General features: G+C 74.7%; 12 protein-coding genes. 7 read left to right on the top strand and 5 right to left on the bottom strand.

The annotated features are described in order from the left end of the window. The first annotated feature begins 144 nt into the window (after positions 1–144). The gene (locus tag ACZ6KO_RS21475; protein ID WP_469305584.1) at positions 145–1,359 is read left to right on the top strand and encodes an MFS transporter; all 1,215 of its coding nucleotides are present in this window, start codon (positions 145–147) and stop codon (positions 1,357–1,359) included. A 53-nt stretch (positions 1,360–1,412) separates the two neighbouring features. Further along, entirely contained in the window at positions 1,413–2,447 is a 1,035-nt protein-coding gene (locus ACZ6KO_RS21470) for a sugar ABC transporter permease (protein ID WP_469305583.1), read from the top strand. An 18-nt stretch (positions 2,448–2,465) separates the two neighbouring features. Here ACZ6KO_RS21470 and ACZ6KO_RS21465 read toward each other — a convergent pair whose 3' ends face one another. Further along, complete coding sequence (locus ACZ6KO_RS21465; protein ID WP_469305582.1) at positions 2,466–3,656, bottom strand: acyl-CoA dehydrogenase family protein; 1,191 nt, start codon at positions 3,654–3,656, stop codon at positions 2,466–2,468. 145 nt (positions 3,657–3,801) lie between these two features. Here ACZ6KO_RS21465 and ACZ6KO_RS21460 point away from each other — a divergent pair, with 145 nt between their 5' ends. After that, the gene (locus ACZ6KO_RS21460; RefSeq protein WP_469305581.1) at positions 3,802–5,577 is read left to right on the top strand and encodes a CoA transferase; all 1,776 of its coding nucleotides are present in this window, start codon (positions 3,802–3,804) and stop codon (positions 5,575–5,577) included. Next, positions 5,574–7,250 (top strand): class I adenylate-forming enzyme family protein, encoded by a 1,677-nt coding sequence (locus tag ACZ6KO_RS21455; RefSeq protein ID WP_469305580.1) that lies wholly within the window; start codon positions 5,574–5,576, stop codon positions 7,248–7,250. Before ACZ6KO_RS21460 ends, ACZ6KO_RS21455 begins: the two co-directional genes overlap by 4 nt. 96 nt (positions 7,251–7,346) lie before the next feature. Here the strand turns inward: ACZ6KO_RS21455 and ACZ6KO_RS21450 are convergent, their stop codons facing one another. From ACZ6KO_RS21450 to ACZ6KO_RS21435, 4 genes are all read right to left on the bottom strand, one after another. Beyond that, positions 7,347–8,156 (bottom strand): metal ABC transporter solute-binding protein, Zn/Mn family, encoded by an 810-nt coding sequence (locus tag ACZ6KO_RS21450; RefSeq protein ID WP_469305579.1) that lies wholly within the window; start codon positions 8,154–8,156, stop codon positions 7,347–7,349. Beyond that, positions 8,114–8,980 carry a metal ABC transporter permease gene (locus ACZ6KO_RS21445; protein WP_469305578.1) on the bottom strand — a complete coding sequence of 289 codons (867 nt, stop codon included), beginning with the start codon at positions 8,978–8,980 and terminating at the stop codon, positions 8,114–8,116. The genes ACZ6KO_RS21450 and ACZ6KO_RS21445 overlap by 43 nt, the downstream gene beginning before the upstream one ends. Beyond that, positions 8,977–9,612: a metal ABC transporter ATP-binding protein gene (locus ACZ6KO_RS21440; protein ID WP_469305577.1), complete on the bottom strand. Its 636-nt coding sequence runs from the start codon at positions 9,610–9,612 to the stop codon at positions 8,977–8,979. Before ACZ6KO_RS21440 ends, ACZ6KO_RS21445 begins: the two co-directional genes overlap by 4 nt. Before the next feature lie 161 nt (positions 9,613–9,773). Continuing rightward, positions 9,774–11,174, bottom strand: coding sequence for a short-chain fatty acyl-CoA regulator family protein (locus tag ACZ6KO_RS21435; protein WP_469305576.1), 1,401 nt, complete (start codon positions 11,172–11,174; stop codon positions 9,774–9,776). A 387-nt stretch (positions 11,175–11,561) separates the two neighbouring features. Here ACZ6KO_RS21435 and aceA point away from each other — a divergent pair, with 387 nt between their 5' ends. The 3 genes from aceA to ACZ6KO_RS21420 are packed head-to-tail and all read left to right on the top strand — an operon-like array spanning position 11,562 to position 15,351. Further along, complete coding sequence (aceA, locus tag ACZ6KO_RS21430; RefSeq protein WP_469305575.1) at positions 11,562–12,848, top strand: isocitrate lyase; 1,287 nt, start codon at positions 11,562–11,564, stop codon at positions 12,846–12,848. A gap of 35 nt (positions 12,849–12,883) precedes the next feature. Next, positions 12,884–14,482, top strand: a complete 1,599-nt coding sequence (gene aceB / locus ACZ6KO_RS21425; RefSeq protein WP_469305574.1) for a malate synthase A — start codon at positions 12,884–12,886, stop codon at positions 14,480–14,482. Next, complete coding sequence (locus tag ACZ6KO_RS21420; protein ID WP_469305573.1) at positions 14,479–15,351, top strand: 3-hydroxybutyryl-CoA dehydrogenase; 873 nt, start codon at positions 14,479–14,481, stop codon at positions 15,349–15,351. The genes aceB and ACZ6KO_RS21420 overlap by 4 nt, the downstream gene beginning before the upstream one ends. Positions 15,352–15,601 lie beyond the last annotated feature (250 nt).

Genomic DNA, 15,601 nt, shown 5'->3' with positions numbered 1-15,601 from the left:
CCCCCTGTGAGGGGTCGGTGTCCGCTGTCCCGCGCAGGGCGCGTCATGTGACGCAGGACACGGCGGACGGGCGGAACTGGCAGGACTCCGGGGACGACTGACTGCGTATTCGGCAGGAGCGATCGACGTCAGAGGGAGGCGGCTGTGCCGGCGGAGAAAGTGGCGACCGCTGCGCCGGAAGGGAGGCGACGGTGGGCGGGCGGACAGCTCACCGGGCTCCTGACGGCCGCCATGGCCCTCTCGATGCTGCAGTTGTTCCTGATCGGCGCCCTCGGGCCGCGCCTGGTCGACGAGTTGGACGTATCGCCCTTCGTGCTGGGTCTGACGACGACGATCGGGTTCGGCACGGCGGCCCTGCTGTCGCCGGCGGGCGGCCGGATCGTGGACCGGGTGGGCCCGCGCCGCTCGCTGGTGGCCCTGCTCCTGCTCTCGGCCGGCGCGCTCACGCTGATCGGGGCGGCCCCGGGCGCCGGGCTGCTGCTCGGCGCGGTCGCGCTGGGCGGCGTGCCGCAGGCGCTGGCCAACCCGGCGACCAACAAGGCGATCCTGGCCGCGGTACCGCCCGCCCGCCGCGGTGCGGTCACCGGAATGAAGCAGTCCGGTGTCCAGTTGGGGGCGTTCGCGGCCGGGCTGCCGCTCGCGGCGCTCGCCGCGGGGCTGGGCTGGCGGGGTGCCGTGTGGACGGCCGCCGGCGCCGCGCTGCTGACCGGGCTGTGGGCGCTGCGCGCCCTCCCCGCCGACCCTCCCGTCCCCCCGGGCGGCCCCCGCACCTCGCTCGTCCCGCGCGGGACGGTCGCCTGGCTCGCGGTGTTCTCGCTGTTCCTGGGCTGCGGCATCGCCTCCGTGAACACCTACCTCGCGCTGTTCGGCGCGCGGGAGCTGGGGCTGGGGCCGACGGCGGCCGCGGCTCTGGTCGCGGTGCTCGGCGTGACGGGCATCGTGGGCCGGGTGGGCTGGTCGAGGGCGGCGCGTCCCGGCCGGGCCGAGTGGCTGCCGGGATGGCTCGCCTGCGGGGCGCTGGGCGCGGCCCTGCTGCTCGCGGCCGCGCTGGCCGTGGGCCCGCTGGTGTGGGCCGGCGCCGTGGCGGTGGGGGTGTTCGCCGTCTCCGGCAACGCCGTGACGATGGTGCTCGTGATGCAGCGGGCCGCGCCGGGGCGGGCGGGTCAGGACTCGGCGCTGGCCGCGGCCGGGTTCTTCGCCGGCTTCGCGGTGGGTCCGCCGCTGTTCGGGCTGCTGGTGTCGGGCGGCCGGTACGGGCCGGGCTGGCTGCTGGTGGCCGCGGAGTTCGCGGCGGCAGCCGGGGTCGCGTTCGCCTGGGCCGTGCGGGACCGCCGCGCGAGGGCGGTGCGGACCGCGTGACCGGCACGGACTGGGCCGGTCGTGCTCTGGCGTCGTTGATGGAGCGCGTCGGGGTGACCGACGTGGAGGTGGGCGACCGCTTTCCGCTCTACGCCGACCCCGACGACGGCAGGTGGACCACGACCGGCCGCGGTGCGTGGGCCGGCGGGTTCTGGGCCGGGCTGCTGTGGCTGCGGGCCCGGTACACCGGCGACCCGGCCGACCGCGTGACGGCCGCGCGGTGCACGGCCCGGCTGGCGCGCTGGGTGGACGCGGACACGGCGACCCGGGGCCTGATCCTCTGGTACGGAACGGCCCTCGCGGCGGACGACGACGCGGCGGCGGCGCTCCGGCGGGCGGCCGCCGAGGCCTGCCTGTCGGCACATGACCGCACGCTGGGTCTCGTGCCCTGGGGAGCGGCCTTCGGCGGGCCCCGCCTGCTGGCCCGGGTGGACGCCGTCCCCGGGATGCTGTCCCTGCTGGCCGGGGCGGGACCCGACGGAGCGGCGGCCGCGGCGGCCCACCTGCACCGGCACCTCGACCTCTGCCTCGGCGAGGACCTGACGCGCGGACCGTGGCCCGCGCCCGCGTGGCAGTTCACCGGGCAGCGGTGGCAGCCCCTGGAGGACCCGCTCCCCGGGTGGAGCCGGGGCCGTGCATGGCTCCTGCTCGCGGTGGCCGACGCCCTGCTCCACCCCCGGCTCGCGCGGGACCGGCCCGACCGGCTCGCGGAGGCGGCCGAACGGCTCCTGGCCCACGGGGGATTCCTGACCGGACCGCTGGTCCCGCCGGCCGAGGCCGAGCGGCCCGACGGCCCGCTCGACACCTCGGCCGCCGCCATCACCGCCGTGGCCCTGCTGAAGCTGGCCAGGGTCCCCGGGCCACGGGCGGAGCACTGCTCCTCCCGGGCCGTGGCGATCCTGCGCCGGCTGGCCGGGAGCCACCTCCACGGCGGGGCGGCGCCCGGGGCGCCGGCGGGACGGCTGGTGGACGGCTGCTACGACGCGGGCAGGGGGCTGGCCGTACGGCACGAACTCGTCTGGGGAACCTTCTTCCTGACGCTCGCGCTCGCCGCCCTGGACGGGGTCGTCGACATCACCGGCGTGTAGCGGCCCGGCCGACGGGGTCTACGCACCGTGGGCGCGCAGCACGCGGCGTGCCACGGAGGTGATGTGCAGTTCGTCCGGGCCGTCGAGGATACGGGCGGCACGGCCGCCCCGGAACAGGGCGGGCAGCGGGGTGTCCGGCCCGAGCCCCGCGGCACCGTGGACCTGGATCGCGGAGTCCGTCACCTGCTGCAGCATCCGTGCGGCGGCGACCTTGGCGAGCCCCACTTCGACATGGGCGTCCTGCCCGGCCGCGATCAGGGCCACGGCCTCGTGGACCAGCGGCCGGGTCGTGCGCAGGGCGAGGAGGGCGTCGAAGACGTGCTGCTGGACCAGTTGATGGCCGGCGAGCGGCCCGCGGGAACCGCTGCGGGTGGCGGCCCGCTCGCACATGAGGTCGAAGGCGCGCTGCGCCTGACCGAGCCAGCGCAGGCAGCGCAGGGTCCGCCCCAGCTGCAGCCGCTCTCCGGCGACGGCCAGCGCCCCGCCCACCTCGCCGACGACGTGGCCGGCCGGCACCGGCACCCGGTCGAGCTCGATCTCGTACTGGCCGGCCGCTCCGAACACCGGGAGCTCACGGACGACGCGGAAGCCGGGGGAACGCGTCGGTACCAGGAGCAGCGACAGCCCCTCGCGGTCCCCGGCGGAGCCGGCGGTGCGGGCCAGCACGGTGACCAGGTCGGCGTTCGCGGCTCCCGAGGTGAACCACTTGCGGCCCGTGACCACCCAGGAGCCGTCCGCGCGGCGTTCGGCCCGGGTGGCGGTCAGGAACGGGTCGGTGCCCGGAACACCGGGCTCGGTCATCGCGTAGCAGGTGCGGATCTCGCCGGAGACCAGGCGCGTGAGGTACTCCTCGCGGATCCGGCTCCCGCCGTGGCGCGCGAGCATCGTGACGTCGAGGAGGGGAAGGGAGCCGAGTGCCGCGGGCCCGTGATCGCTGGCGCCCTCGGCCTCGGCGAGTGCGGCGTACACCCTCAAGGCCAGCCCCCCGCCGCCCAGTTCCGCCGGGAGCGGCAGCGCCCACAGTCCCTCCTGGCGGGCCCGGACGCGCAGTTCGTCCAGGGCGGCCGCCGCCGCGGGCCCTCCCGCGTCCAGGAGCGGCTCGGACAGGATCACCTCGTCCCGGACGAACCGGGTGATCCGGTCACGCAACTGCGCCGCACCTGCGGCGGGTTGGGCCTGCGCGGTGGGGGTGGCGCCTGGGTCCGTCACTGCTTTCCTCCAGATTTCCGGGAACCCGTGGGAACGGTTGTCCGACTGTCTGTCCGTGGAACTGGTCGGGTGCGCAGGCTCCCGGGTTCCCAGGAATTCGCCCAACGTGCCGGTGCGGCCACCGCCGCGCCAGGAGAGGAGAGGCATGGCGTCACCAGCAACCACGCAGACGGTCCGGCCACTCGACACACTGCGCTTCGACACCTCGGGGCCGCCGCAGATCACGGACGTCGTGACGGACCGCCTCCGGCTGCTCGGCGCGCGGGGCGGGGACGCCGGCCAGGACGGCCCGGCCACCGGGCACGTCGTGATCACCGGCGCGGAATCCGGGCCGGTCCACGCGACCACGGGCTGGGGCGGCGGGAACGCCGGCCTCGTCGACGAGGCCACCGTGCAGGCCGCCACCGGCGTCATGGCCGTCCACGGCCGGCGCGACGGGAGCCCGCGCGGCCTGGCCGCCGACTACACGGCCACGGCCACCGCCGTCCTCACCGTCCAGGGGCTCCTCGCCACCCTGATCGGCTCGGCCCGGGGCGTCCGGGCACGGCAGGTCACCACGGGCGCGGACCGGGCCGGGCTGCTGGCCGTCTCCCAGTACCTTGCCGCCGCCGGGGCCGACGAGGGCGAGGCGGCCGATCTCGCGCCCGGCGGACCGCCCTTCACCTCCGCCGAGGGCACGCTCTTCGAGCTGGAGACCCTCGACCCCGGGGCCTGGGCCGCGTTCTGGAGGGCCCTGGACGCGCCCGCCGACGCGATGCGGGCCGGCTGGCGGCCCTTCCAGTTCCGGTACGCCACCGCCTGCGCCCCCTTCCCCGGGGCGCTGCACGAGGTCACGCGAGCCCACTCCCTGGAACGGATCCGGCAGGCCGCGGCCCTCTCCGGCGCGGAGGTGTGCGTCCTTAGCACGCTGGCCGAGCGGGCCGCCGAGCACGACGGGGCCGCGCCCTGGTCCCTGCGTCCGCTCGGGCCCGGAGCCAGGACCGCCGCGGCGGCCGAGCCCGCCGGCCGGCCGCTCGCCGGACTCACGGTGCTGGAGGCCGGCCGCCGGATCCAGGCCCCGCTCGCCGCGCACCTGCTGGGCCTGCTCGGGGCCGAGGTGATACGGATCGAGCCACCGGGCGGGGACCCGCTGCGCGGGATGCCCCCGGCCTGCTCGGGCATCTCGGCCCGCTGGCTCGCCCTCAACCGCGGCAAGCGGGCCGTGGAGATCGACATCAAGGCGGAGGCCGACCGGCGCCGGCTGCGCGAGCTGGCGGCCGAGGCCGACGTCTTCCTGCACAACTGGGCCCCGGGCAAGGCCGGCGAACTGGGCCTGGACGCCGAGGACCTCGCCGCCGTGAACCCGGGCCTGGTGTACGCGTACACCAGCGGCTGGGCCGACCGGCTGACCGACGCCCCCATGGGCACGGACTTCATGGTCCAGGCCCGTACCGGCGTCGGCGAGGCCGTACGCCCCGAGGGCGAGGCCCCGGCGCCGTCCCTGATGACCCTGCTCGACGTCCTGGGCGGGCTGACCGGCGCCGAAGCCGTGCTCGCGGGGCTGCTGCTGCGGGAGCGCACCGGGCACGGGGTGCGCGTCGATTCCTCCCTCCTCGGCGCGGCCGACACCCTGACCGCGCCCGCCCTGCGCCGTGCCGCGCGCGGTGCGAACCGCAGGCGGCCCGCCGGATTCCGCCGCCCGCTGCCCACGGCCGACGGCTGGGTCGCGCCCTCCGACGCGTGCGCGGCCGCGGCCGCCGCCCACGACCTGGGCGGACTCGGCACCCCGGACGCCCTGTCCCTGCTGGCCGGCCACGGCCTGACCGCCACCGCCGTCACCACCGACCTGGCCGACCTCCACCACGACACGCGCTTCGCCGGCTCGATCAGCCGCGACGCGCACGGTGCCCCTGCCGTTCCCGACCCCTGGAGCTTCAGATGACCGTCGTCCTGCACGACCTGCTGCCCGCCGAGCTCCGCCGCTCGTGGGTGGTCGACGGGACCTGCCCCGACCTCGACCTCTACAGCCTCTTCCGGGCCCGCCAGATCGCGAACCTGCACGCGACCGCCGTCCTCGACGCCAAGGGCAAGCTCTGTTACACCGCACTGGACCGCAAGGTGCGATGTCTGGCCGCCGGCCTGCGCGGCCTCGGCATAGGCCCGGGCGACGTGGTCGGCGTACAGCTCCCCAACAACCGCAATGCCGTCATCGCCGACCTCGCCATCGCGGCCATCGGCGCGATCGCCCTGCCCTTCCCCGTCGGCCGGGGCGTCCTGGAGGCCGAGTGCCTGCTGCGCCGGGCCGAGGCCGTCGCGGTCATCGCCGCGACCGAACACCGCGGCTCCCACCACGCCGCCGACCTGCTCACCCTGGCCCCCTCGCAGCCGGCCCTGCGCCACGTGATCGCCGCCGGCCCCGGAACGGCCCCCGAAGGGGCGGTCGCCTTCGCCCAGTTGCTGCGCTCGGACGCGACGGCCTTCACCCCGGCCCGCCCCGACCCCGACAGCGCCGCACGGATCCTGGTCTCCTCCGGCTCCGAGGCCGAGCCGAAGATGGTCGCCTACTCCCACAACGCGCTGGCCGGCGGGCGCGGCAACTTCCTCGCCTCCCTCATGCCGGACGGCACGCCCCCGCGCTGCCTGTTCCTCGTGCCGCTGGCCTCCGCCTTCGGCTCCAACGGGACCGCGGTGACGCTGGCCCGGCACGGCGGCACCCTCGTCCTGCTCGACCACTTCACCCCCGAGGCCGCCCTGGCAGCCGTACGGGAGCACGAGCCCACCCACATCCTGGGCGTGCCGACCATGATCCGCATGATGCTCGACCGGCTCGACGCCGACGGCGGTGCCCTGCCCTCCCCGACCGCCCTCGTCCTGGGCGGGGCGCCGCTCGACGAGACGACCGCCAAGGACGCGGCCCGGGCCTTCGGATGCCCCGTCGTCAACCTCTACGGATCCGCCGACGGGGTCAACTGCCACACCGGCCTGGCCCACCAGGTCCCGCCCACCGACAGCACCGGCGTGGTCGCGGGCCACCCCGACCCCCGTGTCGCAGAGATCCGTATCACCGACCCGGACACCCACGCGGCGCTGCCCGACGGCAGCATCGGGGAGATCATCTCGCGCGGCCCGATGACCCCGCTGTGCTACGTGGCCGCACCCGACCTCGACGCCCGCTACCGCACCCCCGACGGCTGGGTCCGCACCGGGGACCTCGGCTTCCTCGACGAGGAGGGCGCCCTGCACGTCGTCGGCCGGCTCAAGGACATCGTGATCCGGGGCGGCGCCAACATCAGCCCCGCCGAGGTGGAGCGCGAGCTGGCCGCCCACCCGCTGGTCCGCGACGTGGTGTGCGTGGGCGTGCCCTGCCCGGTGATGGGGGAGCGGCTGGCGGCCTGCGTCGTGCCCCGTACGGACGCGGCCCCCGAACTGGCCGGACTCGGCGCCCACCTGACCTCGCGCGGCCTGGAGCGGCGCAAGCACCCCGAGCTCCTGCTGCTGCTGGCCGAGCTCCCGCTGACTCCGGCGGGCAAGCCCGACCGGGCCGCCCTGCGCGAGCGCCTGATCGAGCGGCACGGACTGCGCGGCACGGACCCGGCCCCGCTCACCCCGGCCTGACGACGCGTGGGCCCGGGCAGCTCCGCGCTGCCCGGGCCCACGCGCGCGGGGCGGGGCGAGTGCCCCGCCCCGGGGCGGAAGAGATACGGAAAAGGGTTACGAGGTCATGGCCTTCTTCAGCTCGGCCGCCGCGTTGCGGTAGACCGGCAGCAGGTCGAGGTCCGTACCGGGGTAGTTGACGATCTTGACCTGCTTGGCGCCCGAGTCGGGCAGGACCGTCCCGGTCGACATGTGGGCGTTGTCGAGGACGAAGGCGGGCTTCTTCGCGGAGAGTTCGGCGAGCTGGGCCGGGGTCACGGCCTCGGGCCCGTACGTGCCCACCGGGGTGGCGCCCGCGAGCTTCGCGGCCCAGCCGGTGAAGACCTGGCTGACGACGGAGGGGCTCTTGCCGCCGGGCCAGGCCCCCTGGACGTCCTTGTTCAGCTGCGCGTACTCGGTGTCGAAGCCCGTCTTCCACCGGGTGGCGGCGTCCGCCGTGCCGAAGAGCCGGCCCAGCTTGTCGACCTCGGCCTTCACCTTGTCGGGGTCGTTGTCGAGGTTCACCTCCACCAGCTTCGCCTTCGAGCCCGCGGCCTCCCTGATCTTCGCCGCGTACGGCTCGAAGGGCGCGTAGAGCACGAAGTCGGCCTTGGCCACGGCGGCGAGGTCGGAGGGCTTGGGGTCGTAGTCGGGGGCGTGGTGGACGGACTGCGGGACGATGACCTTGACGTCCTCGGCGCCGGCGGCCTTGGCGAAGGCGCCCTCCCAGGTGGTGGTGACGACCACCACGGGCTTGTCCTTCTTCGCCTCGCCGCCGCTCTTGGCCGGTGCCGGGTCGGGAGCGATGTCGCTTCCGCACGCCGTGGTCAGGAGGAGCGCCGCGCTCAGTGCGACGAGGGCAGGGATACGGACGCGGGTGCGCGCCATGAGCTGATTCTCCGTTCGGGTATGAAATGTACGGCGAGGACGACGGCCCCCGCGGTCAGGACGAGGACCGGGCCCGGTGGCCAGTCCAGCCACAGGGCCAGGAGGAACCCCGTCAGGTTGACGACGACGCCGATGCCGATGGCCCACAGCGTGATCGACTTCAAGCAGCCGCCCAGGCGGCGCGCCGCCAGCGCGGGCAGCAGGGTCAGGGCGTCGACCAGCAGCGCACCGGTCAGTTTGATCGCCCCGGCGACCGCGATCGCCACCAGGACGAGCAGGGCGGCGGTCAGCGCCCGCACCGGCACGCCCGAGCACTGGGCGAGCTCGCGGTCGTAGAGCAGCAGACCGATCTCGCGCCGCCGCCACCAGAACAGGCCCGGTACGAGGACGGCGAGCACACCGAGCACGATCAGATCCGGCGTGCCCACCGACAGGATCGACCCCCACAGCAGCGCGAACGCACCGGAGGCGTTGACCCCCGACACCGCCATGAGCAGCAGGGCCGCGGCGATCGCCAGGCTCATCAGCAGTCCCATCGCGCCGGACAGGCCGTCCGGGGTCCGGGCGAGGGGAGCCACGCCCGCACCGGCGAGGGCGCACGCGACCAGTGCGCACAGCATGGGGTCGAGCCCGGTCAGCAGGCCGACCGCGATGCCCAGCAGCGCGACGTGCATCATCGCGAACCGGACCGGCATGATGTCGAGCCCGACGATGACCACCCCGATCACGGGCAGCCCGACCGCAGCGAGCAGCAGGGCGATCCCGGCCCGCTGCACGGGGACGAGCTGCAGGAGGGCGCCGAGGTCGGCGGTGGCGAGGGTCACCGCACCTCCCGCAGCCGGCCCGCCGCCATCTCCAGGACGCGGTCGCAGCGCTCCGCCAGGGTCCGGTCGTGCGTCACCACCACCAGGGTCACCGGCAGGGAGGTGAGGACGTCCGTGGCGTCCGCCTGCCCGTCGAAGTCGAGGGCGGCCGTCGGCTCGTCCGCCAGCAGCACCTGTGCCCCGGCGGCGACGCAGCCGATGGCCCGGGCCAGGTACATGCGCTGCAACTGGCCGCCCGAGAGGGTGTGCAGGGGGCGATCGGTGAACTGCGCGACACCGAGCCGGTCCGCCGCCTCGACGGCGTCCGCCGGGGCCGTGCTGCTGGCCAGCAGTTCGGATCCCAGCAGCGGGAACCGGCCCGCCGCGGGCTTCTGCGGGATCCAGGCGCACGCCCTGCGCCGCCAGGCCCACTCCGCCGGTGACCCGGTGCCCCGCCCGCCGACCGTGATCGACCCCGACACCTGCCGGTGCAGGCCCAGCACGGCACGCAGGAGCGTGGTCTTGCCCGAACCGTTGGTCCCGGTCAGCGCCACGCGCTCGCCGGCCGCGATCTCCAGATCCACGTCGGCGACCGCCTCGACCCGGCCGTGCCGGCAGGCCACCTGGCGCATCTGTACGTCCAGCCCGCCCATCCCACCCACCTCGATCCTCACGTAACGGCAGGGGCGCGAGAGGAGGTCCGCCCGTCGCCCACGCGGCAGTAGTCGGACGGCGGACGTCCCGAGTTCCCGGGCGACGGAAAATCGCTCGGGATCCCCCTGTGCCGGGAGCGGAGGGCGTCGGTGACGTCCGGTCAGCTCCCGCTGACCGGGTAGGGGACGAACGTGCTGCTGTTCTCGTCGACGGCCAGGGGCCGGCCCAGGGGCGGGACGGCGCGCTGGGGGCAGTCGAGACGTTCGCAGAGCCGGCAGCCCATGCCGATCGGGGTGTCGGCCCCGGTGTTGCCGAGGTCGAGGCCGTCGGAGTAGACGAGCCGGGAGGCGTGGCGGATCTCGCAGCCGAGGCCGATGGCGAAGGTCTTGCCGGGCTCGCCCCAGCCGCCCTGGTGCCGGGTGACGGCCCGGGCGGTCCACAGATGGCGCTGCCCGTCGGGCATGGCGGCGACCTGGACGTGGATGCGGCCGGGGGAGGCGAAGGCCTCGTAGACGTTCCACAGCGGGCAGGTGCCGCCGGCGCGGGAGAAGTGGAAGCCGGTGGCGGACTGCCGCTTGGACATGTTCCCGGCCCGGTCGACCCGTACGAAGGAGAAGGGAACCCCGCGCAGCCGGGGGCGTTGCAGGGTGCTGAGGCGGTGGCAGACGGTCTCGTAGCCGAGCCCGAAGTGGTCGGTGAGCCGCTCGATGTCGTAGCGGAACTCCTCGGCGGCCGTGTGGAAGGCCCCGTACGGCAGGATCAGCGCGGCGGCGAAGTAGTTCGCGATGCCGATCCGGGCCAGGGCGTGGGCGGGGGAGTCCTGCGGGAAGTCCTCGGCGGCCAGCCGGTCCAGCTCCGCCCCGTACTCCAGCAGCGCGAGCTGGGTGGCCATCCGGAACGCCTGCTGGCCCGGCCGCAGCCGGTTCGACAGGTGCAGGACCCGGCTCGCGCCGTCGTAGTGGTGCAGCCGGTCCGAGTCCGCCGCGAGCCGTACCCGGTGGCGCTCGGCGAGCCTGCGGGTGAGGGCGTGCAGGACGTCCCCCGGGCGGATCCCGATGGCGCGGGCCAGCTGCTCGGCGGCCAGATCGGTGTCGTGGAGGTAGTTCTGCCGGCGGTAGAAGAACTCGCGGATCTCCTCGTGGGGTGAACGGGGCGTGTCCGCCGCGCCGCCGTCCCTGCCGTCGGCCGCATCGGCGAGCTGCTCGGCGAGCAGCTGACTGCGCCGGCCGAGGTCGAGGAGGACGGCGGCGACGGCGGGCATACGGGAGGCGAGCTCGGCGAGGTCCGCGGGGGACACCCGGGCCTCGGCGACCTCTCCGGCGAGCGCCTCGCGCAGGTCGGCGACGAGCCGGCTGGTGTCGCGCTCCGAGAAGAACCCGGGGTCGACGCCGAAGGCCTCGGTCACCCGGAGCAGCACCGGGACGGTGAGCGGGCGCGAGTCGTGCTCCATCTGGTTGAGGTAGCTGGGCGAGATCCCCAGCACCCGGGCCAGTTCGGCCTGGCTCATCCGCCGCTCCTCGCGCAGCCTCCGCAGCCGTGCTCCCGCGTACGTCTTGCTCACCCGGCCTCCCTCGGCCTCGCTCCGGCCGCTCCAGGGTACGCGCGATCATGCCGTGGCCAGCCTTCGCAAACTTGGCAGATCCGGGCCGGAAGATTCGCAGAAGTTGGCAGACGTCCCTCATTGATGGCACTGCGTGCCGCTGTCAGAGTCGGTCCTGCGGCTCGCCGGACCCCGGCGGTCGAGGCGGACATCCGGGCACGATTCACGCCCTGACGTCGGAGATCCCGGCAGTTCCGGCTCGACTGCCCTGCACCGTTGCCCGTTCCACCCCCAGGTGGTCCGGCAGCCGCAACCCTTATGGCAAGGCACACAGTGCCAGCAGCGCATCGTGCGGTACGAGCGCGTTGGCAGACCAAGCGACTCATGGAGACGGTGACGGTGACGGTCATGGCAGACACGAACACGGCGGCAGCGGCGGCGGACCTCGCCGAGCGGTGGGCGACGGACCCCCGCTGGGCCGGGATCGAGCGCACCTACGGGGCCGAGGACGTGGTCCGGCTCTCCGGCAGCATCCGCGAGGAGCACACCCTCGCCCGGCGCGGCGCCGAGCGGCTGTGGCGCCGGCTGCACGAACTCGACTACGTCCACGCGCTCGGCGCGCTGACCGGCGGCCAGGCCGTCCAGCAGGTGCGGGCCGGGCTCCAGGCGATCTACCTCTCCGGCTGGCAGGTGGCCGCCGACGCCAACCAGGCCGGCCACACCTACCCCGACCAGTCCCTGTACCCGGTCAACTCCGTTCCGCAGGTGGTCCGTCGGATCAACAACGCGCTGCTGCGCGCCGACCAGATCGCCACCGCCGAAGGCGGCCACGACACCACCGACTGGCTAGCCCCGATCGTCGCCGACGCCGAGGCCGGCTTCGGCGGCCCGCTGAACGCCTTCGAGCTGACCAAGGCGATGATCGCGGCGGGTGCCGCGGGCATCCACTACGAGGACCAGCTCGCCTCGGAGAAGAAGTGCGGCCACCTCGGCGGCAAGGTCCTCGTCCCGACCTCGCAGCACATCCGCACCCTGAACGCGGCCCGGCTCGCGGCCGACATCGCCGACACCCCGACCCTGATCATCGCCCGCACCGACGCCCTCGCCGCCAACCTGCTCACCAGCGACGTCGACGAGCGCGACGCGCGGTTCACGACGGGCGAGCGCACGGCGGAGGGCTTCTACCGGGTGCAGAACGGCATGGCCCCCGTCATCGCCCGCGGCCTGGCGTACGCGCCGTACGCGGACCTGATCTGGGTGGAGACCGGCACCCCGGACCTGGCGCAGGCCCGCGAGTTCGCCGAGGCGATCCACGCGCGGTACCCGGACCAGATGCTCGCGTACAACTGCTCGCCGTCCTTCAACTGGAAGGCGGCCCTGGACGACGACCAGATCGCCAAGTTCCAGCGCGAACTGGGCGCCATGGGCTACAAGTTCCAGTTCATCACGCTGGCCGGCTTCCACTCCCTCAACCACGGCATGTTCGACCTCGCCCGCGGCTACGCCGAGCACGGCATGACCGCGTACGTCGACCTCCAGGAGCGCGAGTTCGCCGCCCAGAAGCACGGCTTCACCGCGGTCAGGCACCAGCGCGAGGTCGGCACCGGCTACTTCGACCTGGTCTCCACCGCCGTCAACCCGGCCTCCTCCACCACCGCGCTGACCGGCTCCACGGAGGAGGAGCAGTTCCACTGAGGCGATCCCGCCCCCTCGACGCGTCAGGAGACCGCATGTCCACCACCACCACCGCCACCACGCACCGGGTCCGGGTCCTCGCGCCGGCGGGCGACCGCCACGACGAGATCCTCACCCCCGAGGCGCTCGACTTCATCGGCCGGCTCGACGCGGCCTTCACCCACCGCCGCGAGGACATCCTCAAGGAGCGGCGCCGCCGCCGGGACCGCCTCGTCTCGGGCTCGCCGCTGGACTTCTCCCTGGCCACGGCCGGGGTCCGGGCGGACCCGGACTGGCGCGTGGCCCCGCCCGCGCCCGGACTCACCGACCGCCGGGTGGAGATCACCGGCCCGCCGGACCGGCGTATGACCGTGAACGCGCTCAACTCGGGCGCGCAGGTGTGGATGGCGGACTTCGAGGACGCCACGGCCCCCACCTGGAACAACGTGATCGACGGCCAGGTCAACCTGCTCGACGCGTGTCGCCGCCGCATCGACTTCACCACGCCCGGGGGCAAGGAGTACCGGCTCGGCGAGAACCCGGCGACCATCGTCGTCCGGCCCCGCGGCTGGCACCTGCTCGAAGAACACCTGGAGGTCGCGGGCCGGCCGGTCCCCGCCGCCCTCGTCGACTTCGGCCTGTACTTCTTCCACTGCGCGGGGGCCCAGATCGACGCCGGGCACGGGCCGTACTTCTACCTCCCCAAGCTGGAGAACGCGGGCGAGGCCAGGCTCTGGAACGACGTCTTCCTCCTCGCCCAGGAACTCCTCGGCATTCCCCGCGGCACCGTGCGCGCCACGGTCCTCATCGAGACGATCACCGCCGCCTTCGAGATGGAGGAGATCCTCCACGCCCTGCGCGAGCACAGCGCCGGACTCAACGCCGGCCGCTGGGACTACCTCTTCAGCATCGTCAAGACCTTCGGTCACCGCACCGACTTCCAGCTCCCGGACCGCGCCCAGGTCACCATGACCGCGCCCTTCATGCGCGCCTACACCGAACTCCTGGTCCGCACCTGCCACCGGCGCGGAGCCCACGCCATCGGCGGCATGGCCGCCCAGGTGCCGGGCAAGGACCCGGAAGCCGACGCGGCCGCCCTCGCCAAGGTCCGGCTGGACAAGGAACGTGAGGCCGAGGACGGCTTCGACGGCTCCTGGGTCGCCCACCCCGGGCTCGTCCCCGTCTGCCGCGAGGTCTTCGACGGCGTCCTGGGCGACCGCCCGCACCAGCTCGACCGCACCCGCGACGACGTCGCCGTCACCGCCGCCGACCTGCTCGCCGTCCGGCGCACCAGCGCGCCACCCACACCGCACGGGGTACGGACCAACGTCGCCGTCTCGCTGCGCTACTTCGACGCCTGGCTGCGCGGCCGCGGAGCCGTGGCCCTGCACGGGCTGATGGAGGACGCGGCCACCGCGGAGATCGCCCGGACGCAGCTGTGGCAGTGGCTGCGCCACCGGACCCTCGACCGGGACGACCTGCTCGCCGTGATCGCCCAGGAGTGCGCGTCCTTCGCGGACGAGCAGCCCGACGCGCTCGTCACGCAGGCCCGGGACGTCCTGGAACGCGTCGCGCTGGCACGGGAGCTGCCCGCCTTCTTCACCCCCGACGCCTACACCCGCCACCTGGTCCGCAGGCAGGAGGCCCGGGCATGACCAACCGGATCCGCAGGGTCGGGATCGTCGGCGGTGGACAGATGGGCGCCGGTATCGCCGAGGTGTGCGCCCGTGCGGGAGTCGACACCGTCGTCTGCGAGGCCGGCGCCGCCGCCGCGCGGGCCGCCCGTGAACGCGTCGCCGTCTCCCTCGAACGCGCGGTCCAGCGCGGGAAGCTCGACCGGATCTCCGCCGAGGACGCCCTGGCCCGGCTGGTCTTCACCGGCGACCTGGACGACCTGGCCGACCGTCAGCTCGTCATCGAGGCCGTGACCGAGGACGAGGACGTCAAGACCGCCGCCTTCGCCGCCCTCGACAAGATCGTCGCCGACCCGGAGGCGATCCTCGCGACCAACACCTCGTCGCTGCCCGTGATACGGCTGGGCATGGCCACCGGCCGGGCCGACCGGGTCGTCGGCCTGCACTTCTTCAACCCCGTGCCGGTCCTGCCGCTCGTGGAGGTCGTCTCCTCGCTGCACACCACCCGGCAGACCGTGGAGACGGTGGAGGCGTTCGCCCGCGACACCCTGGGCAAGACGGTGGTCAGGTCGCAGGACCGGGCGGGCTTCGTCGTCAACGCCCTCCTCGTCCCCTACCTGCTCTCGGCCGTCCGCATGGCGGAGTCGGGGTTCGCGACGGCGGCCGACGTCGACGCGGCCATGGAACTCGGCTGCGCCCACCCCATGGGGCCGCTGAAGCTGGCCGACCTCATCGGACTCGACACGGTCGCCGCCATCGCGCAGTCGCTCTACGACGAGTTCAAGGATCCCCACTACGCCCCGCCCCCGCTGCTGTCACGGATGGTGCAGGCGGGGCGGCTGGGCCGGAAGACCGGCCGGGGATTCCACACCTACGACCGGGGCCGCTGAGGGACCCGGTGCGGGCGCCGGGCTGAGGGGTCCGGCGGTGCGTGACGGGCGGGGTGCGGCGGAGTGGTGTCCGCCGCACCCCCTCGCGCCGTATGCGGACCGCGTGACGGATGCGGACCGCGTGTGAAGGATGCCGGCCGGGGCGGGGCCGGCGCCCCGGCGGCCGGGCCCGGCCCCCCCGCGGGCGCCCGGGGGCGGCGCCCGGTTCCGGCGGCCCCCGCCGGCGGCGGGGGCGGGGTTTACCAAGGGG

The sequence above is a fragment of the Streptomyces sp. NPDC042102 genome (assembly GCF_055582305.1).
The sequence above is the reverse complement of the archived record's forward strand: the minus strand, read 5'-3'. Positions and strand labels throughout refer to the sequence as shown.

Excerpts from the sequence above, each read along its gene's own strand:
- ACZ6KO_RS21460 (WP_469305581.1), top strand. The coding sequence starts at position 3,802 with ATGGCGTCACCAGCAACCACGCAGACGGTCCGGCCACTCGACACACTG.
- ACZ6KO_RS21440 (WP_469305577.1), bottom strand. The coding sequence starts at position 9,612 with ATGGGCGGGCTGGACGTACAGATGCGCCAGGTGGCCTGCCGGCACGGC.
- ACZ6KO_RS21450 (WP_469305579.1), bottom strand. The coding sequence starts at position 8,156 with ATGGCGCGCACCCGCGTCCGTATCCCTGCCCTCGTCGCACTGAGCGCG.
- ACZ6KO_RS21420 (WP_469305573.1), top strand. The coding sequence starts at position 14,479 with ATGACCAACCGGATCCGCAGGGTCGGGATCGTCGGCGGTGGACAGATG.
- aceB (WP_469305574.1), top strand. The coding sequence starts at position 12,884 with ATGTCCACCACCACCACCGCCACCACGCACCGGGTCCGGGTCCTCGCG.
- aceA (WP_469305575.1), top strand. The coding sequence starts at position 11,562 with ATGGCAGACACGAACACGGCGGCAGCGGCGGCGGACCTCGCCGAGCGG.
- ACZ6KO_RS21455 (WP_469305580.1), top strand. The coding sequence starts at position 5,574 with ATGACCGTCGTCCTGCACGACCTGCTGCCCGCCGAGCTCCGCCGCTCG.